The sequence below is a fragment of the Curtobacterium sp. 314Chir4.1 genome (assembly GCF_900215175.1).
Lineage (GTDB): Bacteria > Actinomycetota > Actinomycetes > Actinomycetales > Microbacteriaceae > Curtobacterium > Curtobacterium pusillum_A.
The window spans coordinates 577,904-599,750 of sequence record NZ_OCMI01000003.1 but is presented as its reverse complement, the minus strand read 5'-3'; the positions used below and the strand labels follow the sequence as shown (position 1 = coordinate 599,750).

The following is a 21,847-nucleotide window of genomic DNA, read 5'->3' as shown; positions in this document are numbered from 1 at the left end:
GGCGTCGCGTCGCGTCGCGTCGCGTCACAGCGAGGCGAGCAGGCCCTCGACCCGGGAACGGATCGCGTCGCGGATCGGCCGGACGTCCTCGATCGGCATCCCGGCCGGGTCGTCGAGCACCCAGTCCTCGTAGCGCTTGCCGGGGAAGACCGGGCAGGCGTCTCCACACCCCATGGTGATGACGACGTCGGACTCCCGCACGGTGTCCGTCTCGAGCACGGCGGGTTCCGCCCCGCCGATGTCGATGCCGTCCTCGGCCATGGCCTGCACGGCGACCGCGTTGACCCGGTCGGCCGGTTCGCTGCCCGCCGAGTACACGCGGACGCGGTCGCCGCCGAGGTGCTGCAGGTACCCCGCGGCCATCTGTGATCGTCCGGCGTTGTGCACGCACACGAACAGGACGGTCGGTCGTTCGCTCACGCCAGCGCCGACGCTTCGAAGCCGATCAGCCACGTGACGCCAAAGACGTCCCGCACCGTGCCGTCCCAGTCGCCCCAGGGGCGTTCCTGGAGCGGTTCGACGACCGTTCCGTCGGTGGCGAGCTCGTCGAACCACCCGCGCAGGACGTCGGGCTCCGCTGCTCCGAGCAGCGAGAACATCAGCCCGGTCGAGGTGAAGGCGGTGTCGTCGGTGCCGGCGTCGGCCGCGAAGAGCTGCAGCCCGCCGGTGAGCTGGCCGTGCGCGACCGCGTCGGCGGGTCCGTCGTCGCGCGAGAAGTCCGCGAACGTCGCGATCCGCACCTCGCCGCCGAACACGCGCTGCCACCGGTCGAGCGCGGCGCGCGCGGTGCCGTCGAGGAGGAAGTAGGGGGAGGGCCCGCTGACGTTCATGCCCGCACCGTACCCGCTCAGACGGCGTCGCGGAGTGTGTCGAAGGTCCGACGCAGCAGCGCCGGGGCCGGTTCGTCGGTGACGGACCACCGCGTGATCGCGACGTCGAAGCACCCGAGGGACGCCTGCACGAGGACGGCGGCACGGAGCTCGGCGTCGGCGGTACCGAGCCGGGCGGCCACGAGCGGCGTGAGGACTTCGGCCCACGCCAGGTGCTTCTCGAGGTTCCGGGCCCGCAACGAGGGCGTCGACATCATCACCCGGACCGACCGGCGGCCGTACTCGACGTCCTCGTCGGCGCGGACCATCATCCCGGCGAAGGCCTCGCGCAGGGACTCCCACACGGGCTCGGTCGCGGGACGCTCCTCGAACGCTGCGGCGAGGGCACCGCGGTGCCGGCCGGGGTCGCCGATGACGGCGTCCTCCTTCGCCGGGAAGTAGCGGTGGAAGCTGCGCGCCGAGATGCCGACCTCGGCGGCGATCTGCTCGACGGTGACGGCGTCGAAGCCCTGTTCGTCGAAGCGGGCGACCGCGACCGCGGCGATGCGGGACCGCACGGCCTCGCGGGTGATGTCCCGCAGGCCGCTCCGCACGTTCGTCTCGCTCACGTCCACAGCGTACCGCGAGCGACGCTTCATGCCGAAGTTGTCAGAGACTGACAGAAACGGCGTACAGTGTCATCTGCACGTCACACACCACGACGAAAGGACGACACGATGCAGCAGCGCACCCTCGGAACGCAGGGCCTCGCGGCCGGCTCGATCGGCTACGGCGCGATGGGCACGGTCTTCGCGTACGGCCCGACCGACGACACGGAGTCGATCGCCGCGATCCGCCGCGCCCACGAGCTCGGGGTCACCCACTTCGACACGGCGGAGATGTACGGCTGGGGTGACGGCGAGCGGTTGCTCGGCGCAGCGCTCGCCCCGATCCGTGACGAGGTCACCATCGCGACGAAGTTCGGGTTCACCACCGACGACTGGAAGCCGGACTCCCGCCCCGAGCACATCCGGGAGGTCGTCGACCGGAGCCTCACCAACCTCGGCACCGACTCGATCGACCTCCTGTACCAGCACGTGCACGACCCCGCCGTGCCGATCGAGGACGTCGTCGGCGTCATGCAGGAGTTCGTGCAGGCCGGCAAGGTCAAGTACCTCGGGCTGTCCAACACCGACGGCGAGAACATCCGCCGCGCCCACGCCGTGCACCCGATCTCGGTGTTCCAGACGGAGTACTCCGTCTTCGCGCGGGAGTCCGAGGAGCTCTTCCCCGTCGTCGACGAGCTCGGCATCGGTCTCGTCGCGTACTCACCGCTCGCCCGCGGGTTCCTCAGCGGGGCTGTCCGCCCGCGCTCGGACTACCCGGAGGACGACATCCGGCACATCCTCGAGTGGTGGGCCGCCGAGCACTTCGACCAGAACGTCGTCGTGGCCGAGGGACTGTCGGGGATCGCAGCCGAGCGGGGTATCTCGCTCGCGCAGCTGTCCCTCGCGTGGATCCTCGCGCAGCGGAACGACATCGTCCCGATCCCGGGTTCGAAGAACCCGGTCCGCGTCGCGGACAACGTCGCGGCGGCGGACGTCGTCCTGACGGCGGACGACCTCGCACGCATCGACGCGCTGTCCCGCGACGTGCGCGGCAAGCGCATCCGCAACAACTGATCGAGGTGGTCACCCGGTGACGGACTGGAGGCGCGTCGCGGCGCCGCCACGTGCCTCCAGTCCGTCAGTGGAACAGGCCCAGGGCCTCGTCCACGACGTCCTCCGGGCGCCCGTCCCCGTGCAGCGCCCACCAGGTGAGCGCGGCGCTCGCCGCCGCGGCGAGGGCGTGCGCCCGCACGGTCGTGGTCAGGTCGTCGACCGTCCCACCGTCGCGTTCCGCGACGAACCGCTCGATGACGCCCGTGAGGGCGTTCGACGCCGCCTCGCCGCCGCGCTCGAGCGACGGGTTGGCCCGGATCACCCGGAGCCGGTGCCGGGTGACCTCGACGGTGCCCTCCGGGAAGGTCGCCCCGACCCGGTAGGCCGCGCGGAGTGCGACCCAGGCGGACTCGGAGGCGGGTCGCACCCGGAGTTCGTCGGTGAACCGGACCGCGAACTCGTCGAGGCCGCCCCACACGAGCGCCGCCTTGCTGGGGAACAGTCGGAACAGCGATCGACGGCTGATCCCGGCGGCCGTCGCGACGTCGTCCATCGACACCGCGTCGAAGCCCTGCTCGTCGAACAGCCGCAGTGCGACGAGCGAGACCGCAGCCGGGTCGATCGTTCGTGGGCGGCCGGTCTGACGGTCGCTCGTCGAGCTCATGGATTCCTTTCGGCACTGAGTGCTATAACCAGCATGGCGCATCGAGCGCCTCTCAGTGAGGAGACGACATGACCGACACCACCGCCGGACGGTTCACCGGCAGGACCATCATCGTCACCGGAGCGGGCTCCGGCATCGGACGCGCCACGGCGACGCGGATCGCGAACGAGGGCGGACGCGTGATCGCGACCGACGTCGTCGCCGAGCGGCTCGACGCGCTGCGGGCCGAGCTGACCGGCCTCCCCGGCGCAGTCGAGACCGTGGTCGGGGACGTCGCGGCCGCCGACACGATCGACGCCCTGGTCGCCGCGGCCGGTGAGCGGGTCGACGGGCTCGCGAACGTCGCCGGCATCATGGATGCGTTCCTGCCGCCGAGCGAGGTCGACGACGCCACCTGGGACCGCGTGTTCAGCGTGAACGTCACCGGGCCGATGCGCCTCACGCGAGCGGTCCTGCCGCTGATGATCGCCGCCGGTCGGGGTGCCGTCGTGAACGTGGCGTCCGAGGCCGCGCTCCGGGCCTCGGCCGCCGGTGCCGCGTACACGGCGTCGAAGCACGCGATCGCCGGGTTCACGAAGAGCGTCGCGTTCTTCCACGGTCCGCAGGGCATCCGCGCCAACGCGGTCGCGCCGGGAGCGGTCGCCACGAACATCGAGGCGCCGATGCGCAGCGAGTACGCGGCGGGCCGGGTCGGTCCGATCATGCAGATCGCCATCCCGCCGGTCGCGCAGCCGGAGCAGCTGGCGGCCGCGATCACCTGGCTGCTCAGCGATGACTCGGCGAACGTGAACGGCGCGGTGCTGCCGAGCGACGGTGGCTGGTCGGTGGTCTGACGGCGGATCAGGCGCGGAGGACGGCGGCGACCGTCGCGACGACGACCGTGCGTCGACGGGCCGCCCCGACCTCGTCGGTCAGTCGGGCGTACTCCGGGGTGGCGCCGCTCCAGAGCGCGGCGGTGTGGATGACGACGCCGAGGAGCTCCGCCGGCGAGAACGTCGAGGACAGTCGGCCGTCGCGCTGGGCTGCCTCGATCGCCCGGAGCTTCCCGGCGTTGCTGCGGACCACCGCGTCGATCGGGTGGTCGGAGTCGCCCCGCTCGAGCCGGTACCAGGTCGCCAGTCGCTGCACCCACGGTCGACGCACGTAGGAGTCGTGGAGGCGTCCGGCGTACTCCGCCAGGTCGTCCGGGTCGATCGTGACCTCGTCGAGGGTCTCCGCCACCATGGCGTCGAAGACCGCGTCGAACAGGCCGTCCTTGCTGCCGAAGTAGTGGTAGATCTGCGCCTTGTTGCTCGCGGCCGCGGCGGCGATCCGGTCGACGCGGGCACCGGCGATGCCCACGGCGGCGAACTCGTCGCGCGCGGCGAGCAGCAGGCGGGCGCGGGTGGCGTCGGCATCACGGGGCATGGGCACGACGGCATGCTATCAACCGAACGGTTGACAACCGAGCGCAGCGGGTGTTCCATGGCACTAGTCAACCAACTAGTCAGTTAGGAACACCATGTCCGTCTTCCTCGTCACCGGCGCCTCGCGGGGCCTCGGTCGCTCGATCGTCACCGCCGCGCTCGCCGCCGGCCACCAGGTCGTCGCCGGGGTGCGTGACCTCCACGCCCTCGACGACGTCACCGTCCCCGAGGGTGCGGCCCTCGTGCCCGTCGCGCTCGACGTCACCGACGCCGGTGCCGCCCGCTCCGCCGTCCGGACTGCCGTCGAGCGGTTCGGCCGTCTCGACGTGCTCGTGAACAACGCCGGGTACGCGAACCTGGCGAGCATCGAGGACGTCGACCCGGACGACTTCCGTGCCCAGGTGGAGACGAACCTCTTCGGCGTGGTGACCCTGACGCAGGCCGCACTGCCGGTCATGCGGGAGCAGGGGAACGGACACATCGTGCAGGTGTCGTCCGTCGGCGGACGGCTGGCCACCCCGGGCCTCGGCGCGTACCAGACCGCGAAGTGGGCGGTGGGCGGGTTCTCCTCCGTGCTCGCTGCCGAGGTCGCGCCGCTCGGGGTCCGCGTCACGGTCCTCGAACCGGGTGGGATGCGCACGGACTGGGCCGGCTCGTCGATGCGGGTCGCTCCGGTGCGCCCCGAGTACGCGGCGACCGTCGGTGCCTCCGCCCGCATGCACGGCGGCACGAGCGTCGGAGCGAGCGACCCGGACCTCGTCGCGCAGCTCGTGCTCGAGGTGGTCGCGATGGACGAGCCGCCGCTCCGCCTGCTCGTCGGCCCCGACGCGTACGGCATCGCCACCGCCGCGGGTCGTGCGCTCCTCGCCGAGGACGAGCGGTGGGAGGCGCTCAGCCGGTCGACGGCCGCAGCGGACGCGACGGCCGAGCAGCTGGACCCGCTCGCGCACGCCTGACGAGCGCGCGCCCGTCGGGTGGTCGACGGGAGTGGACGCCGACGCGGAACGACGAGTCCGACGTCGTACGACACCGGACCTGTCGCCCGCCCGCGTGCGCAACAGCGCGCGCCCACAACGGACGACAAAGCCGACGTCGTACGACATCGACGAAGTCGTTCCGCAGCGGAGCCCGCGCCCAGCGCGACAAGCTCAGGCGGAGGCGAGCGCACCCATCTCGCCCACCACGGCACGCAGCCGGGTGGCGAGCTCCTCGGTGCTGCGCACGGTCTCGCGGTGCGCGACCTCGGTCAGGGCCGACATGACCAGGGCGACCGCCGTCCGCGCGGTCCGCTCGTCGGTCCGGGTACCCACGGTGGCGAGGAGCGACTGCCGCGACTCGGCCATCCACTGCATCACCATCGGGGTCATCTCCGGCCGGAGCACGAGCAGCTCCTTCATCCGGCGGCGGTCCTGCGACAGCGGCACGGCCCGCGCGACCAGGCGGCACAGGTCGTCGACCAGGCGTCCGTCGGCGGCGGCGAACCAGGTCGCGGCGGCCTCCGGGACCTCGACGGTGTCGAGGCCGAGCGCGGCGTGCGCCTTCGACGTGAAGTAGTTGAAGAAGGTCCGGGGCGACACGTCGGCGTCGGCGCAGATCTGCTCGACGGTGACGCCGTCGAGGCCGTTGGCTGACACGAGGGTCAGCGCGGCGTCGTGCAGCGCCTGGCGGGTCTGCTGCTTCTTGCGTTCACGCAGCGTGCACGGCTCCGTCGCCGAAGTCGCTGCCGGGGTGGTGGTCACGTGGACTCCTGGTGGTGGTGGGTGGGGCGCCCGTCCACGAAGGGGGACAGCGGACGGACGCCCCGGTCGGTCACCGACGCTGCGTCGGTGTGGATCCGGTCATCGGGCCCGTGAAGGACCCGGCCTCGGCGACGGCCAGGCCGGCCGATGCCTCGAGCTCGTCCTCGGGTGACGGGCCGGCAGCACCGGACCCGGCGGCGTCGGCGCGCTCCTGCAGCGCCGAACGCTGGCGGAGCGGCGGCACCCGGAAGAACCAGGTGAGGACGAAGGCGAGCAGGATCACGCCGAGGCCGACCCAGTAGATCGTCACCGACGAGGCGTTGAAGCCCGCCATGAACGGACGCGTCAGCCGGGTGTCGGCGCCGGTCAGGAACGAGGTGTCGTTCGTGCTGATCGTGCTGTTCCCCGAACCGCTGCCGTCGGAGACCTGCTTCGCGACGGCCGGGGTCAGCTCGCCGACCCAGTAGGTGCGCTGGGACGCGTCCGACCAGTCGACGACGAGCGTGCCGTCCTGCACGGACGCGTGCGCCTTGTCGGCTGCGGCGGCGAGGGCTGCGTCCTGCACGGTCGCGGGGGCGCTGGCGGTCGACTGGCGCACCTGGGCGGTGACGTCGTCGAGCGAGGACTGCACGTTCTGCTCGAGCGGCGTGACGATCGGCGACCAGATCTTCTCCATGACGCCGCGGTTCTCGGAGGCGGTGGCCACGGTCGGGTTCGTCGCCGCGTCGAGGGCGGAGCGCAGGTCGGTCCGGTCCGCGGTGGCGTGCAGGATGTTCGACGGCATCACCGAGAACAGGATCGACAGCAGCACCGCGGTGCCGAGCGTCCCACCGATCTGGCGGAAGAACGTGGCGGACGACGTGGCGACGCCCATGTCCCGGGCCTCGACCGAGCCCTGCGACGCCAGGGTCAGCGACTGCATGACCGAACCGAGCCCGAGACCGATGAGGAACATGCCGATCATCAGGAACCAGAGCGGCTTGTCGATGCTCATGAACGTCAGGACGACGTAGCCGGAGGACACCAGCGCCGTGCCGATCACCGGGAAGATCCGGTAGCGGCCGACCCGGGCGACGATCTGACCGGAGGTGATCGAGGCGATCATCAGGCCACCGACGAGGGGCAGCGTCGCGAACCCGGACTCGGTCGGGGTCAGGCCGACGACGATCTGCAGGTACAGGGGGATGGTCAGCATGGCGCCGAACATCGCGAAGCCGACCAGGAAGCCGATGACGGTCGCCATCGAGAACGTGCCGGAGCGGAAGAGCTTGAGCGGGATGATCGCCGCGTCGCCCATCTTCGACTCGATGACGAGCAGGGCGATGAGCCCCACGACACCGATGACGTAGCAGGCGATGGCCGCGGGCGAGCCCCATCCCCAGGTGCGGCCCTGTTCGGCGACGAGCAGCAGCGGCACGAGCGTCGCGATGACGGCGGTGGCGCCCCACCAGTCGACCTTCGGCTTCGCGTCGTCGGCGCTGTGCACCTTCGGCAGGTGCAGGAAGACGAGCACCATGACGAGGGCGGCGATGCCGATCGGCACGTTGATGAGCAGGACCCAGCGCCAGCCGGTGATCCACAGGATCTCGGAGGAACCGGCGAGCAGGCCGCCGATGAGCGGGCCGATCACGGACGAGATGCCGAACACGGCCAGGAAGTAGCCCTGGTACTTGGCACGCTCACGCGGAGCGAGGATGTCGCCCATGATCGCGAGCGGCAGCGACATCAGCGCACCGGCACCGATGCCCTGCACGGCGCGGAAGCCGGCGAGCATGAGCATCGACGTGGACATCGACGAGAGCACGGCGCCGAGGATGAACACGACGATGCCGAAGATGTACAGCGGACGGCGGCCGAAGATGTCGGAGAGCTTGCCGTAGATGGGCGTGGCGATGGTCGAGGTGATGAGGTACGCGGTCGTCACCCAGGCCTGCTGGTCGAGGCCGTGCAGGTCGTCACCGATCGTCCGGATCGCCGTGCCGAACACCGTCTGACCGAGGGACGACAGGAACATGCCCGCCATCAGCCCGTAGATCACGAGGAGGATCTGGCGGTGGGTCATCAGCGGCTGCTGGCCGGAGGCACCGGAGGTCGTGGGGACCCCTGCTGCGCGTCGGCCGTGCTGCACCGGGACGGGTGCGGTGGCGGTCATCGAACTCCTTGCTTCGTGCTGTGTTTCCTGCTGTGAAAGTTTGCAGACCGCGCAACGATACATCCATTGCTTCCAGCAAGCAACTAAATGCGGCCACTACGCTGACTGCGTGACCGCGGAACGGGACGATGCCGAGCGACTGCTGCGCGCCCAGCTCGACCGACTCTGGGTCCGGCAGACGCTCCGGGCGTCGCTCATCGAGTCGCGCGGGGGACTCGACCCGACGGCGCGTGTGATCCTCCGTGCGGTGGACCACTTCGGTGCGGTGCGCTCGATGGCCATCGCCGACGCCACCGGGCTGTCGCGGCCCGTGATCAGCCGCCGCGTCGCGTCCCTCGTGGAGTCCGGCTACCTCGGCACCGAGCCCGATCCGGCCGACGGACGCGCCAGCCTCGTGTCGATCGCCCCCGCCGGGCGCACGCTCCTCGACACGCTCGACGTCGCCGGCGCCGAGGTCTTCGACGACCTCACCCAGGCGTTCGCGACGGGGGAGCTGCACACCCTCGCGGGGCTGCTCGCGCGCCTCAACGACCGCGCGGACGCGGTCCTCGGGGTCGGCGCGACGGCGCGACGCGACCCGGCCTGAGCACGCGGCCCACGCCCTGCAGGTGCCCACGAGACGGCCTGGAGGCGCGGTGCGGGCCCGCCCCGTTCCTCCAGTCCGTCACTGCTGACGCCGTATTCGAGATACCGTTTGCGCATGAGCACGGACACCGCCACCACCACCGAGACCGCCGACGAGGGGCCCGTGGTGACCTTCGCCGACCTCGGCCTGAGCGACCCGGTGCTCAAGGCCGTCAAGGACATCGGCTACGAGACCCCCTCCGCCATCCAGGAGGCCACCATCCCGACGCTGCTCGAGGGACGCGACGTCGTCGGCCTCGCGCAGACCGGAACCGGCAAGACCGCGGCGTTCGCGCTGCCGATCCTGTCCCGCATGGAGTCGGGCAGCAAGGTGCCGCAGGCGCTCGTGCTGTCCCCGACCCGCGAACTCGCGCTGCAGGTCTGCGAGGCGTTCGAGCAGTTCGCCTCCCACATGAAGCACGTGCACGTCCTGCCCGTCTACGGCGGCCAGGCGTACGGCGTCCAGCTCTCGGCCCTGCGCCGCGGTGTCGACGTCGTCGTCGGCACGCCCGGTCGCATCATGGACCACATCGCCAAGGGCACGCTCGACCTGTCGGAGCTGAAGTACCTCGTGCTCGACGAGGCCGACGAGATGCTCAAGATGGGCTTCGCCGAGGACGTCGAGACGATCCTCGCCGAGACGCCGGACGACAAGCAGGTCGCGCTGTTCTCCGCGACGATGCCGGCCCAGATCCGCCGCATCTCGCAGCAGTACCTCACCGACCCGGCCGAGATCACGGTCAAGACGAAGACGAAGACCGCCGCGAACATCACGCAGCGGTACCTCATGGTGTCGTACCCGCAGAAGGTGGACGCGCTCACCCGCATCCTCGAGGTCGAGGACTTCGAGGGCATGATCGTCTTCGTCCGCACGAAGAGCGAGACCGAGACCCTCGCCGAGAAGCTCCGCGCCCGTGGCTACGCCGCAGCGGCCATCAGTGGTGACGTCGCGCAGGCCCAGCGTGAGCGCACGGTCAACCAGCTGAAGTCCGGCAAGCTCGACATCCTCGTCGCCACCGACGTCGCCGCCCGCGGGCTCGACGTCGACCGCATCACGCACGTCGTGAACTTCGACATCCCCGTCGACATCGAGTCCTACGTGCACCGCATCGGCCGCACCGGTCGCGCCGGCCGCAAGGGCGACTCGATCAGCTTCGTCACGCCGCGCGAGCGTCGCCTGCTGTCCGCGATCGAGCGGCACACCAAGCAGCCGCTCACGCAGATGCAGCTCCCGACGATCGAGGACGTCAACGAGACGCGCCTGACCCGCTTCGACGACGCCATCACCGCGGCGCTCGAGCAGCAGGACCGGATCACGGCGTTCCGCGACATCATCGCCCACTACGTCGAGCACCACGACGTGCCGGCCGACGACGTCGCAGCGGCACTCGCGGTCGTGGCGCAGGGCGACGACCCGCTCCTGCTCGACCCCGCGTCGGACGCGCTCCGCAACCAGGTCGACCGTGACCAGCGCCGGGGTGACCGCCGTGACCGCGACGACGACCGTGGCGCACGGGGGGACCGCGGCGACCGGGCCGACCGGGCCGACCGTGGTCCGCGCCGGACGCAGCCGATGACCGCGTACCGCATCGAGGTCGGCCGTCGCCACCGTGTCGAGCCGCGCCAGATCGTCGGCGCGCTCGCCAACGAGGGTGGTCTGCGCCGCGACGACTTCGGCGCGATCCAGATCCGTCCGGACTTCTCGATCGTGGAGCTGCCGGCCGACATGGACGGCGGCGTGCTCGACCGTCTGACGGACACCCGGATCAGCGGGAAGCTCATCGAGATCAAGCCGGACCGCCGTGGTGGCGGTGGCGGTGGCGGTGCGCGTCGGTTCGACCGCGACGACCGCGGGCCGCGCAAGCCGCGGTACTGAGGCGGCGCGGGCGCGGGCGTACGCGCGCGCCGACGTACCTGACGGAAACGGGCGTACCTGGTCGAAACGGGCGTACCTGGTCGATTCTTTCGACCAGGTACGCCCGTTTCCCCTTGTCATCGCGATCGTTCTGGGAAGAACCGCACGTTGCGGTCTCGCGCCAGATCGACCGGACGGACCGCACGATCCGCGCCCGATCGCCCCGGAGTCTCCTCGCGGTGGTGCAATTCCTGCAGCCGCGGCGCAGGGATGCCGCGGGGACGACAGGGGATCGATCGTGTACAGAGCAGTACTCACCGTCGCGGCCACCGCGGCGCTGGTGATCGGGGGAGTGACGCCCGCAGTGGCGGCTCCGTCGTCGAGGCTCCCGGGAGCGCCGACGTCCGTGCAGGTCAGCGGGTCCGGCGACGGTGCCGCCGTGACCTGGAGTCCACCACGGTCCGGCGCGACGCCCACCGGGTGGCGGGTCACCGTCTCGCCGAACACGAACCAGCCCGCACACGGCGTGGACCGGCTGCCCGCGAGCGCCCGCTCGGACCGCTTCGGTTGGATCCGTGCCGGCGTGACCTACTCGTTCTCGGTGCGGGCGACGACCTCGCGCGGCACCGGACCCGAGGTGCGTGTCCGGTACACGGCACCGCGCAGCACGACGGTCGCGCAGTCCCTCTTCGCCCTGGACGGCGCCGGTGCACTGGTGCGCTACCCGGCGTCGGGCACGGCCGCTCCCCGCACGGTGACCACCGCCGGTGCCGGCTACACCGCGGACGACGTCGGCAACGTGTTCGTGCCCTCGACCGACCGCACCGCGATCCTGCTCCACCCGGCAGGCGGCGGTGCCGCGCGGGTGCTCGCGACCGGCCTGCACCTGACCCCGGACCTGCGCTCGGACGTCGCCGGCAACCTGTACTGGGTCGACTCGGTGTCGGGCGCGATCACGAAGCTCGGCCTCAAGGGCGGGTCCGTGACGACCGTGCTGCCGTCGAGTGGCACCGCGTGGACGGTCGGTCGCGACGGCACCGTCTCGGCGTTCACGACCACGAGCAACGGGGGCACCGTGGTGACCGCGTCGCCGCAGGGCACCGTGCGGACCCGGACGGTGGCAGCCGCCAACGGCACCCCGATCGGGTACTTCGCCGGGCTCCTCGCCGACGGGAAGGGCACGCTCTACGTCAGCTACCGCGCGTTCGGCGGGAGTTTCTACTACGGCTGGTGGTCGCTCGCGGCGGGGTCGTCGACCCTGCAGCAGGTGGACACCCGGCTGGCGTACCAGTACAGCGCGACGAACGACAGCTCGCTGGTCCTCGGGCAGTCGGCCGAGTGGTGCGCCGCGATCGCCGAGCAGTGGCCGCCGAACCCCTGCGTCGCCGACCACACGGTGACGCACCTCTGGTCGCAGGACGCATCAGGTGCGACGAAGGACGTCGCGACCAGCGGAGTGCTGGCACGGCCGAACGGACTGTGGCTCGGCGCTGCCGACACCGCTGGTGACCTGTTCGTGGACGCGGAGTCCGGGCTCTGGCGGATCCCCGCCGCCGGCGGGGCCGCGCAGCGGCTGTCGACGGCGCAGTGGTCGCGGTTGCTGGTGATCTAGCGGCGACCGCCGTGCTGACTGGAGGCGCGGTGCGGGCCCGCCCCGTGCCTCCAGTCCGCTACACACCCGCAGCCGTGCGGCGGCACACCTCGTCCCACGGCGTCGGCTCGATGCCGAAGTACGCCCGGGTCTCGGTGTCGTCGACCACGTACGGGGCCGTCCACTGGTAGCTCATCTGGGCGATCTCGCGCATCATCGGCGAGACGAGTCCCATCGCGCGGAGCATCCCCGCGGGCAGTCGTCGGACCGTGACCGGGGGCTTGCCCGCCGCCGCCAGGACCTCGGTGAGGGCCTGCTGCTGCGACCGCGGCGCGTTGCTCGGCACCATCCAGGTGCGCCCGTGCGCACTCGGGTCCTCCGCCGCGGCGACGAGCATCCGGGCGACGTCGAGCACGTCCGTGAAGGTGTGCGCCAGGTCGGTCCGGCCGATCATCGACACCGCCTTGCCCTGGAGTGCGGCTGGCAGCACGCGGGTGATGTGCCCGTTCTCGCCGATGCCGGGGCCGACGTAGTCCGAGGCGCGGACCTCGACGGCGCGGAGCCGTCCGGCGTCGTGCGCGGCGAGGGCGTCCGCCCAGAGCCGTGCGCGGAGGACGCCCTTGTGGTCGGTCGCGGCGTCGGGCAGGTCGGGCCGCATCGGCCCGTCGACGGGGCCGTACGGGTAGAGGTTCCCGGTGATCGCGTACACCGCCCCGGTCCGTTCGGCCGCCGTGAGCAGGGAGGCGGCGAGCGGCGGCCAGGTCTGCTCCCACTGCGTGTAGTTCCCCGGGTTGGCGCAGTTGTAGAGGACTGCGGCTCCCTCGGTCGCCCGCGTGAGCGCGTCGGCGTCGGAGGCGTCGAGGGCGACGTGACCCACTGCCTCCAGGCCGGTGTCCCGACCCGATCGCGTGGCGACCGTGACGCGGTCGCCACGCTCGGCGAGGAGGGCGGCGACGTGACGGCCCACGGGGCCGGCGCCGATGACGACGTGGTGCTGCGACATGACTTCCTGCTTTCGTCGGTTTGCGAGAGCGGTGCTCTCGGAAATCAGCATGCACCGCTCCGGCGACATTCGCAAGAGCACTGCTCTCATTTGTGTGCAGTGCTCTCTCATGGCAGGGTGGGGGGATGGCAGACCGGGCACCGACCGCACGCGAACTCGCTCGTGAGAGCGTGCACGCCAGCATCCTCGCGGCCGCGCGGGCCCGGCTCACCGACGAGGGGCCGACCCAGCTGAGCCTGCGTGCGGTCGCCCGCGACGTCGGCATGGTGTCGTCCGCGGTCTACCGCTACTTCCCGAGCCGGGACGACCTGCTCACCGCGCTGCTCATCGCCGACTACGACGAACTCGGCGCCGCGGTCGAGGCCGCGGACGCGGCCGCCGGCCCGCGTGCCGGAGCCCGCTGGGTCGCCGTGTGCCGCGCGATCCGCACGTGGTCGCTCGCGCACCCCGGGGACTTCGCGCTGCTGTTCGGATCGCCGGTCCCCGGGTACGCCGCACCGCGCGAGACGGTCGAGCCGGCGTCCAGGACGACGCTCACGATCGTCCGGGTGGTGGCGGACGCGCAGGGTGCGTACGCGTTTGCGCCCGCGTCTGCCGGGAGGCACGGATCACCGCTTCCGCCCACGGCGGCTCCCGGGGTGGTCGGCGCTGCGGTCGCCGACGGTGTGGCCTCGCTGCACGCGTTCGGCCTGGACCTGCCGGAGGAGGTCCTCCTCCGCACCCTGATGGCGTGGACGACGGTGTTCGGAGTGATCTCGTTCGAGCTGTTCGGGCACTACGTCGGCTCGGTGTCGGACGGCGCCGCCTACTTCGACGAGGTCATCGCCCGGCTCGCCGACGACCTCGGGTTCGCCGCCGAGTTCGGCTGACCGTCCCCAGATCGGGGCGCGAGACTGACGAACGACCCCGTCCTGCGGTAGACAGGTCGCTACGCCCGGATCGCACCCGACGGTCAGGGCGGACGATCGGGCAGCGGCACCTGGAACCGGTGACCGGTCGGCAACCACCCCTCGGGCGCGCGCCGCGTTCGGGGGCCGGCGGATCAGGGAGGCACGCTTGCGACGCAGCACGTTCGGCGACGCCGCGGACGGGGACACCCGGTGACCGCGCTCGACGTCAGCCGCCAGGACCGCCGACGACTGACGACGGGGACCTCGCGGCGGCGGATCGTCACGGTGCGGACGGTCGCGCTGCTCGCCTCGCTCGCCGGTGTGAACTACGTCGTCTGGCGCTGGGCGGCCTCGGTGAACTGGCACTCGTGGTGGATCGCCGTGCCGCTCATCCTGGCCGAGACCTACAGCGTCATCGACTCGCTGCTCTTCGCGTTCGGCGCGTGGCGACTCCGAGAACGCGGGGAGCCGCCAGCGCCTCCGAGCGACCCCGTGACCGTCGACGTGTTCATCACGACGTACAACGAGCCGGTCGACCTCGTCGTCCGGACGGCACGTGCGGCGAAGGCCATCACGCACCCGCACACCACGTGGATCCTCGACGACGGCAACCGCCCGGAGATGCGCGAGGCCGCCGAGTCGCTCGGCATCGGGGTGATCACGCGCGGCGCGGACTGGATCGACCGGCCCCGGCACGCCAAGGCCGGCAACCTCAACAACGCACTGCTGGCGACCCAGGGCGAGTTCCTGCTCATCCTCGACGCCGACCAGGTGCCGGATCCGTCGATCCTCGACCGGACGCTCGGCTACTTCAAGGACCCGCGGATGGCGCTCGTGCAGACCCCGCAGTGGTTCGAGAACGTGCCGGACGCCGACCTCCTCGGCAGCCAGGCGCCGCTGTTCTACGGCCCGATCCAGCAGTCGAAGGACGGCTGGAACGCCGCGTTCTTCTGTGGTTCGAACGCGATCCTCCGGCGCGAGGCCCTCATGCAGCTCGGCGTGACCCGGTACGTGCGCGAGGTCGAGGCCTCGGTGGCGCGCACCATCAAGACGTCCCGGAAGCTCCTCGCCCGTGCGCGCGAGACCGAGACCGACCCGCGCGTGCTCGGCGCCCTGGACGAAGCAGAGGCCGTCGTCGACCGCGCCCGCGACCAGGTGCAGCGCGGCGAACCGCTCGGTGACGTGACCTACGACTTCCAGCGGGGCATCGACGCGATCTCGTACCGGTTCGCCGCGTCGGACCTCGAGTCCGTGCGCAACGACCTGCAGGAACTCGCCGCGATGTCGACGGACGCGAACACCTTCGCGGGCCTCGACGACGCCGCGCTCGACGTGCTCGGCCGCCGCGACGCCTCTCCCGTCGCCGCGATCGAGGCCATCGCGGTGCTGGCCCGCGCGCTCGACGTCAACCGCGACGACGAGGCACAGCCGATCATGCCGCTCGCGACGATCTCCGTCACCGAGGACATGGCCACCGCGATGCGCCTGCACGGCCTCGGCTGGAAGTCCGCGTACCACGACGAGATCCTGGCGAAGGGGCTCGCTCCGGAGGACCTGCCGACGATGCTCGTGCAGCGACTCCGCTGGGCGCAGGGCACCATGCAGGTCTTCTTCCGCGAGAACCCACTCGTGCAGAAGGGCCTGTCGTGGGGCCAGCGGCTCATGTACTTCTCGACGATGTGGAGCTACCTGTCCGGGTTCGCCGCGATCGTCTACATCGCCGCGCCCGTGCTGTGCCTGTCGTTCGGCGTCGTCCCCGTCCAGGCCTACAGCGTCGACTTCTTCGCCCGGCTCATCCCGTTCCTCGTCCTCAACCAGCTGCTGTTCTGGGTGGTGGCCGCCGGGCGCCCGACCTGGCGCGGGCAGCAGTACTCGCTCGCCCTCTTCCCGGTCTGGATCGAGTCCGTCACGAGCGCCTTCGAGAACGTGTTCCGCGGCAAGCCGCTCGGCTTCCGGGTCACCCCGAAGGTCCGGGACGAGTCCGAGCAGAAGCCGCGGTGGGACCTCGTCCGACCGCAGCTCATCGCGATGGGGGCGCTCGTCGCCGCGCTCGTGCTCATCGGCATCCGCTACCTGACCGGGCAGGCGTCCGGCATCGCCCCGCTCGTGAACACCGCGTGGGTGGTGTTCGACCTCTTCATCTTCAGCATCGTCATCCGGGCGGTGCTCTACCGGGGGCCCGGCACGGCGCAGTCCGAGCACGAGTCGAGCACGGCAGGGGGACCCCTGTGAGCGCGGCGCGGATCGCGTTCGAGGTCCCGGCGACGGTCGCGTCCCTCGACGAGGTCCAGGACCGCTTCGGTGCGTGGTGGGACACCCTCGGCACCGACGACGTCCGGCTCCGGTTCGGCCTCGAGACCGCCGTCGCGGAGATCGCGGCGAACATCGTCGAGCACACCCGACGCACCGATCAGGAGGCCGGTCGGCGCTACACCGTGGAACTCGACGCGACCGACGACGAGCTGGTCGCCGTGCTCACCGACAACGGGTTGCCGGCCGACGTCGACCTCGCCGCGGTGACGATGGCGGACGTCGACGAGGAGAGCGGTCGTGGCCTCGCCCTCGCGATCGCAGCGCTCGACCGGCTCGAGCACCGGCACGAGGGCGGCCACAACGTCTGGACGCTGGCGTGCGCACGGTGATCCAGCGGGCCGTCGCGTTCCTCGTGGTGGTCGCGACCCTGGCGCTCGGTGGTGCGCTCCCCGCGTCGGCCGCTGCGGCGACGACGAACTCGGGGACGACGAGCGCGGCGACGACGAGCGCGGCGACGACGAGCGCGGCGACGACGAGCGCGGCGACGCCGGTCTCGGGGAAGACGTGGTTCGGACCGGACATCGACTGGGGCGACGATGCACCGGACGGGTACGCGGGCCGACTCGGTGCGACGCCGTCGATGTACGGCGTCGAGATCCACTACCCGCTCGACCGCAGCGCCCGCAAGGAGTTCCTCCGCGCGACCCGGGCTGCGGCGACGCAGGGGGCGGTGCTCGTCGTGAGCCTGGAGCCCGACCAGTCGCTCCGGTCCCTCACCGCGGCGGACGCCCGGACGGCGAACACCCTGCTCGAGGAGGTCCACCGGCAGTACGACACCCAGGTCCTCGTCCGCTTCGCCCCGCAGATGAACGGCACGTGGGTGCGCTGGGGGCAGCAGCCGACGCAGTTCGTGAAGGCGTTCCGCGCGCTGGCGACCACCGTGCACGACGGCAGCTCGGACGCCCGCATGGTCTGGTCACCGTCGTACGGTGCCGGCTACCCCTTCGGCGAGTCCGCCGGGCGGCTGCGGGACCTGTCGGCGACCGACGTCGCCAAGCTCGACACGAACGGCGACGGGCAGCTCACCGCGGCCGACGACCCGTACGAGCCGTACTGGCCCGGTGACGCGTCCGTCGACTGGGTCGGGCTGTCGATGTACTCCTTCGGCAAGGGGAAGGCGACCGAGGCCGCGGGGCGCGACGTCCCGCTCACCCGGAACGACGTGCCAGAGGACGGCGAGGTGGCCGGGCGCTTCGACGAGACCTGGGGCTACGAGCAGCCGCAGTCCGGCAACTTCTACGACCGCTTCGCCGTCGCGGGCGACCGGCCGATGCTGCTCGACACCGGCGCCCTGTACGACCACTCGCTCCGTGGCGACGCCGAACTCCCGGTCAAGCAGGGCTGGTGGCGGCAGGTGATCGCCGCCGTGCAGGACCGTCCGCTGATCCGGGGCGTGACGTTCCTCGAGACGAACCGCCGGGAACCCGAGGCGGGCAACAGGGTCGCGGACTGGCGTGACACCGCCGTGCCGGGCATCGCCGGGTCGTTCCGCACGGATCTCGAGCGCGCCGGGGACTTCGTCTTCGGGCCCGTGACCGACCGGGTGACGCCGCAGGACGGTGCCGCCGCGACCGACCAGCAGTACGACACCGGTGGCGACCAGATGGCGTGGATCGTCTGGCTCGCGGTGGGCCTGGCGGTGGTGTTCCTGCTCAGCGGGGTGTTCGGCCGACTCCTGCCCGGCTGGCGCTACCCGGACGACGGCAAACCCGGGCGCGACCTGCGACTCGACCTGTTCCGGGGGTTCATCATCCTTGCGGTGGTCATCACCCACATCGAGATCGGCGGACCGTACTCGTACATCACGCTGCACGCCACGGGTGCGATCACGGGCGCCGAGATGTTCGTGTTCCTGTCCGGCATGGTCCTCGGCATGACGTACCCGTTCGCCATCAAGAAGTTCGGCGAGTGGGCGGCGGCGATCGGGGCGTGGAAGCGCGCGCGGAAGCAGTACCTCGTGACGCTCGGGGTGATCCTCGTGGTCTTCGCGCTGAGCTTCGTGCCGTTCCTGAACACCGACGCGATCACGACGTTCACGGACCGGGGGACCGGTACGGGCGGGGTCGGTGCCGAGGGACGCGTGTACGACCTCTACCCGAACGCGATGCAGCTGCTCGCCTACCCACCGCCGTGGTACGCGATCCGCCAGTTCCTGCTGCTCGAGATGGGCCCGTGGCCGTTCAACATCATGGGCTTGTTCGTGGTGCTCAGCCTGTTCATCCCAGTGTTCATGTGGGTGATCCGGCGCGGCTACTGGTGGGCGTTGCTCGTCGTCAGCTGGGCGCTCTACGTGTTCCAGGCCGTCAACCCGGACTTCCGCCCGCTGAACTCGCAGTTCGAGTCGGTGTTCCCGCTGCTCACCTGGCAGGTCGTCTTCACGCACGGACTCGTGCTCGGGTACTACCGACGGCAGGTCATCGGCGCCCTGACCGGTCGGCTCGGCAAGGTCCTGGTCGGCATCGGCCTGAGCGGCTACGCGCTGTTCCTGGTCTACGTCTGGGCCGGCAACCAGTACGGGTTCACGCCCGTGCCGTTCCCGGCGTCGATGTACGACCAGCTCTACAACACGGCGTACCAGCGGGTGGACCTGCAGTGGGGGCGCCTGGTGGACATCGCGTTCTTCGCGATCGTGTCGTACGCGATCCTCACGGTGTTCTGGAAGCCGATCGCGAAGGCCATCGGTTGGCTCTGGATCCCGATCGGCCAGGCGAGCCTCTACGTGTTCGTCTGGCAGGTCTTCTTCGCGCTGGCGATCGCGTCGATCCCGGGCCCGGACTGGGGCAACCCGTGGATCGGCTTCGCCACCCACACGCTCCTGATCCTGCTCGCCTGGTACATGGTGCGGAAGCGGTTCCTCTTCTCGGTCATCCCGCGCTGACGAGTGCACGTCCGCCTCGCGGTCGCGTCGCGACGTTCCTTCCCAGAACGGTTGCGATGGGTTGCGAGAACGGGCGTACCTGGTCGAATGAATCGACCGGGTACGCCCGTCTAGACCGGGTACGCCCGGCGTGGCGTGGGCCGCGAACGTGCGTGCAGACGGACTGGAGGCGCGTGGTGCCGTGGCCACGCGCCTCCAGCCCGTCTCGCGGTCGCGTCGCGACGTTCCTTCCCAGAACGGTTGCGATGGGTTGTGAGAACGGGCGTACCTGGTCGAATGAATCGACCGGGTACGCCCGTTTCGACCAGGTACGCCCGGAGCCCCCTGCGTGCGGGAACGTCAGCCGAGCGTGGCCGCGTCCGGCGCGTGCGTCGCGAGCGCGCCCCGCACCGATCCCCACGCGGCCAACCGCTCGCGGATCGCCGCATCCTGCTCAGCCTCGAGCGCAGCGGCATGCGCCTGCTCGAGCACCTCGTCGATGACGATGCGGCGTCCGGACCGTGCCGAGGCGATCGCGGCGTCCACCATGGTGAGGCTCATGACGTTGCCGTGGACCTCACCGTCCGGGGTCTCACCGGACCGGACCGCGCGCACGAACGATGCGAGCGCCCCGGCGATCTCGTTCCCGACGCTCGGCGCGGCCGCGGGTGCGCCCGGCGTGCCGTCGAGGTCGCTCCACGGGTCGTGGTCGCCGTCCCACAGCGCCGTGCCGGCCGCCCCGGAAGCACGCCAGTCGCCGTTCCACGAGGTCTCCGCACCGGGCGCGCACCACGAGCCGTCGTACACATACCGGACGTCGTCCTCGAAGGTGAAGACCGCTGCGGCCGCGGCGTCGCCCCGGTACCAGGACCACGACGGGTTCCACGACTCGCAGTACACCGACACGGGGTCGCGTTCGAGCACGTAGCGGGCGGAGTCGAACGCGTGGATCGCCATGTCGAGCAGGAGCACGTCGTCCATCTCCTCGCGGAATCCGCCGAAGTGCGGGGCCTTCGCGAACCGGGTGCTCAGGCCTCCGACGGCGCCGAGGTCGCGGACGTGCTGCCGGAACGCGACGAGGTGGTCGTTGTACCGGCGCGACTGGGACACCATGAAGAGCTTGCCGGTGGCCTCGGCGGCGGCCGCGAGCGACAGGGCCTCGGCGACCGTCTGCGCTGCGGGCTTCTCGCCGAGCACCGGGAGCCCGGCGCGGAGGGCCTCGAGCGTGACCGGGTGGTGGGCGACCGGCACGGTGATGTCGAGCACCGCTTCGGCACCGGTCTCCGCTGCGAGCGCAGTGAGGTCCGTGCCGACGGGGATCGTCGGGTCGCCCGCGACGGCGGCTCCGGCGCGTGCGGCGTCGAGGTCGAGGTCGACGATGCCGACCAGCTCGACGTCCGGGTCGGCGGCGACGGTGGCGAGCCAGGCCCGTCCCATGCCGCCGGCACCGACCTGGACGACGCGGAGGGGGGTCACGCCTGCGCCCCGGCTTCTGCCGGCTCGTCCACGGGGGCGTCGTCGAAGGGGCCGCGGTAGTGCTGCCCGTCGAAGTACTCGCCGAGGTCGTAGCGGCGCAGCGTCGGGATCTCCCGCTCGCGCTCCGGCCGGGCCCACTCGGTGGCGTTCGCGATCACGCGTCGGACGTCCTTGTGGTGGTACACGGGGAAGTCCTGGTCGCCGGGGGAGAAGTAGAAGATCTTCCCGAGGCCGCGGCGGTACGTCATGCCGCTGCGGAACACCTCACCGCCGGTGAAGCCCGAGATGAACACGAGCTCGTCGGGGGTCGGGACGTCGAAGTACTCGCCGTACATCTCCTGCTCGGGGATGACGATCGGGTTCGGGACGCCTCGGGTGATGGGGTGCTGCGGGTTCACGGTCCAGACGAGCTCCTGGTCGTGCTCGCTGCGCCACCGGAGCGTGCAGGTCGTGCCCATGAGCTTGCCGAAGATCTTCGACCAGTGCCCGGAGTGCAGCACGACGAGCCCCATGCCGGAGAGGACGTGCTTGTGCACGCGGTCGACGACGGCGTCGTCGACGTCCTGGTGTGCGGCGTGGCCCCACCAGGTGAGGACGTCGGTCTGGGCGAGCACCTCGTCGGTGAGACCGTGCTCGGGCTCCTGCATCGTGGCGGTCCGGACGACGGCGTCGGGCAGGTTCTCGCGGATGCCGTCGGCGATGGCGCCGTGCATGCCGTCGGGGTAGCGCTCGGCGACGTGCTGCTCGACCTGCTCGTGGACGTTCTCGCCCCAGACGGTGATGCGGAGCGGGGTGGTGGTCATGGTG

The 21,847-nt window shown here is 71.3% G+C and carries 20 protein-coding genes; 10 read left to right on the top strand and 10 right to left on the bottom strand.

Annotation, left to right across the window (positions count from 1 at the left end; translation table 11 throughout):
* Positions 1-24: 24 nt before the first annotated feature.
* The 3 genes from CRP27_RS11780 to CRP27_RS11770 are packed head-to-tail and all read right to left on the bottom strand — an operon-like array spanning position 25 to position 1,438.
* Entirely contained in the window at positions 25-420 is a 396-nt protein-coding gene (locus tag CRP27_RS11780; RefSeq protein ID WP_097180827.1) for an arsenate reductase ArsC, read from the bottom strand.
* Entirely contained in the window at positions 417-830 is a 414-nt protein-coding gene (locus tag CRP27_RS11775) for a VOC family protein (RefSeq protein ID WP_097180826.1), read from the bottom strand. The genes CRP27_RS11780 and CRP27_RS11775 overlap by 4 nt, the downstream gene beginning before the upstream one ends.
* 17 nt (positions 831-847) lie before the next feature.
* Positions 848-1,438 (bottom strand): TetR family transcriptional regulator, encoded by a 591-nt coding sequence (locus CRP27_RS11770; RefSeq protein ID WP_255257557.1) that lies wholly within the window; start codon positions 1,436-1,438, stop codon positions 848-850.
* Positions 1,439-1,546: 108 nt separating this feature from the next.
* On the opposite strand from CRP27_RS11770, the gene CRP27_RS11765 reads away from it, so the two are divergent.
* Positions 1,547-2,491 carry an aldo/keto reductase gene (locus CRP27_RS11765; protein WP_097180824.1) on the top strand — a complete coding sequence of 315 codons (945 nt, stop codon included), beginning with the start codon at positions 1,547-1,549 and terminating at the stop codon, positions 2,489-2,491.
* Between the two features lie 64 nt (positions 2,492-2,555).
* On the opposite strand, the gene CRP27_RS11760 is transcribed toward CRP27_RS11765, so the two are convergent.
* A complete protein-coding gene (locus CRP27_RS11760) occupies positions 2,556-3,134 on the bottom strand; it encodes a TetR family transcriptional regulator (RefSeq protein ID WP_097180823.1) in 579 nt (192 codons plus the stop codon).
* 68 nt (positions 3,135-3,202) lie between these two features.
* On the opposite strand from CRP27_RS11760, the gene CRP27_RS11755 reads away from it, so the two are divergent.
* On the top strand, positions 3,203-3,967 hold the full coding sequence (locus tag CRP27_RS11755) for an SDR family NAD(P)-dependent oxidoreductase (RefSeq protein WP_097180822.1): 765 nt from the start codon (positions 3,203-3,205) through the stop codon (positions 3,965-3,967).
* A 7-nt stretch (positions 3,968-3,974) separates the two neighbouring features.
* On the opposite strand, the gene CRP27_RS11750 is transcribed toward CRP27_RS11755, so the two are convergent.
* Positions 3,975-4,541, bottom strand: a complete 567-nt coding sequence (locus CRP27_RS11750) for a TetR family transcriptional regulator (protein WP_097180821.1) — start codon at positions 4,539-4,541, stop codon at positions 3,975-3,977.
* A gap of 94 nt (positions 4,542-4,635) precedes the next feature.
* Here CRP27_RS11750 and CRP27_RS11745 point away from each other — a divergent pair, with 94 nt between their 5' ends.
* Entirely contained in the window at positions 4,636-5,496 is an 861-nt protein-coding gene (locus CRP27_RS11745) for an SDR family NAD(P)-dependent oxidoreductase (protein ID WP_097180820.1), read from the top strand.
* Between the two features lie 192 nt (positions 5,497-5,688).
* On the opposite strand, the gene CRP27_RS11740 is transcribed toward CRP27_RS11745, so the two are convergent.
* Together CRP27_RS11740 and CRP27_RS11735 are read right to left on the bottom strand one after the other, a co-directional pair.
* Positions 5,689-6,279, bottom strand: a complete 591-nt coding sequence (locus CRP27_RS11740) for a TetR/AcrR family transcriptional regulator (protein ID WP_097180819.1) — start codon at positions 6,277-6,279, stop codon at positions 5,689-5,691.
* 70 nt (positions 6,280-6,349) lie between these two features.
* Entirely contained in the window at positions 6,350-8,431 is a 2,082-nt protein-coding gene (locus CRP27_RS11735; protein ID WP_176505575.1) for an MDR family MFS transporter, read from the bottom strand.
* Between the two features lie 109 nt (positions 8,432-8,540).
* On the opposite strand from CRP27_RS11735, the gene CRP27_RS11730 reads away from it, so the two are divergent.
* The 3 genes from CRP27_RS11730 (at position 8,541) to CRP27_RS11720 (ending at position 12,522) form a co-directional block, all read left to right on the top strand.
* On the top strand, positions 8,541-9,017 hold the full coding sequence (locus tag CRP27_RS11730; protein ID WP_158521911.1) for a MarR family winged helix-turn-helix transcriptional regulator: 477 nt from the start codon (positions 8,541-8,543) through the stop codon (positions 9,015-9,017).
* 114 nt (positions 9,018-9,131) lie between these two features.
* Complete coding sequence (locus CRP27_RS11725) at positions 9,132-10,931, top strand: DEAD/DEAH box helicase (protein WP_097180816.1); 1,800 nt, start codon at positions 9,132-9,134, stop codon at positions 10,929-10,931.
* Positions 10,932-11,208: 277 nt separating this feature from the next.
* Positions 11,209-12,522, top strand: coding sequence for a fibronectin type III domain-containing protein (locus tag CRP27_RS11720; protein WP_176505574.1), 1,314 nt, complete (start codon positions 11,209-11,211; stop codon positions 12,520-12,522).
* A 58-nt stretch (positions 12,523-12,580) separates the two neighbouring features.
* Here the strand turns inward: CRP27_RS11720 and CRP27_RS11715 are convergent, their stop codons facing one another.
* The gene (locus CRP27_RS11715; RefSeq protein WP_097180814.1) at positions 12,581-13,504 is read right to left on the bottom strand and encodes an NAD-dependent epimerase/dehydratase family protein; all 924 of its coding nucleotides are present in this window, start codon (positions 13,502-13,504) and stop codon (positions 12,581-12,583) included.
* Between the two features lie 125 nt (positions 13,505-13,629).
* Here CRP27_RS11715 and CRP27_RS11710 point away from each other — a divergent pair, with 125 nt between their 5' ends.
* From CRP27_RS11710 to opgC, 4 genes are all read left to right on the top strand, one after another.
* On the top strand, positions 13,630-14,373 hold the full coding sequence (locus CRP27_RS11710) for a TetR/AcrR family transcriptional regulator (RefSeq protein WP_097180813.1): 744 nt from the start codon (positions 13,630-13,632) through the stop codon (positions 14,371-14,373).
* 306 nt (positions 14,374-14,679) lie between these two features.
* Entirely contained in the window at positions 14,680-16,626 is a 1,947-nt protein-coding gene (locus CRP27_RS11705) for a glycosyltransferase (RefSeq protein ID WP_255257580.1), read from the top strand.
* The gene (locus tag CRP27_RS11700) at positions 16,623-17,036 is read left to right on the top strand and encodes an ATP-binding protein (protein ID WP_176505573.1); all 414 of its coding nucleotides are present in this window, start codon (positions 16,623-16,625) and stop codon (positions 17,034-17,036) included. Before CRP27_RS11705 ends, CRP27_RS11700 begins: the two co-directional genes overlap by 4 nt.
* Positions 17,024-19,585 (top strand): OpgC domain-containing protein, encoded by a 2,562-nt coding sequence (opgC, locus tag CRP27_RS11695; protein ID WP_255257556.1) that lies wholly within the window; start codon positions 17,024-17,026, stop codon positions 19,583-19,585. Before CRP27_RS11700 ends, opgC begins: the two co-directional genes overlap by 13 nt.
* Before the next feature lie 339 nt (positions 19,586-19,924).
* Here opgC and CRP27_RS11690 read toward each other — a convergent pair whose 3' ends face one another.
* Together CRP27_RS11690 and CRP27_RS11685 are read right to left on the bottom strand one after the other, a co-directional pair.
* Complete coding sequence (locus CRP27_RS11690; RefSeq protein ID WP_097180811.1) at positions 19,925-21,040, bottom strand: Gfo/Idh/MocA family protein; 1,116 nt, start codon at positions 21,038-21,040, stop codon at positions 19,925-19,927.
* Complete coding sequence (locus CRP27_RS11685; RefSeq protein ID WP_097180810.1) at positions 21,037-21,843, bottom strand: ThuA domain-containing protein; 807 nt, start codon at positions 21,841-21,843, stop codon at positions 21,037-21,039. The genes CRP27_RS11690 and CRP27_RS11685 overlap by 4 nt, the downstream gene beginning before the upstream one ends.
* Between the last annotated feature and the right edge of the window lie 4 nt (positions 21,844-21,847).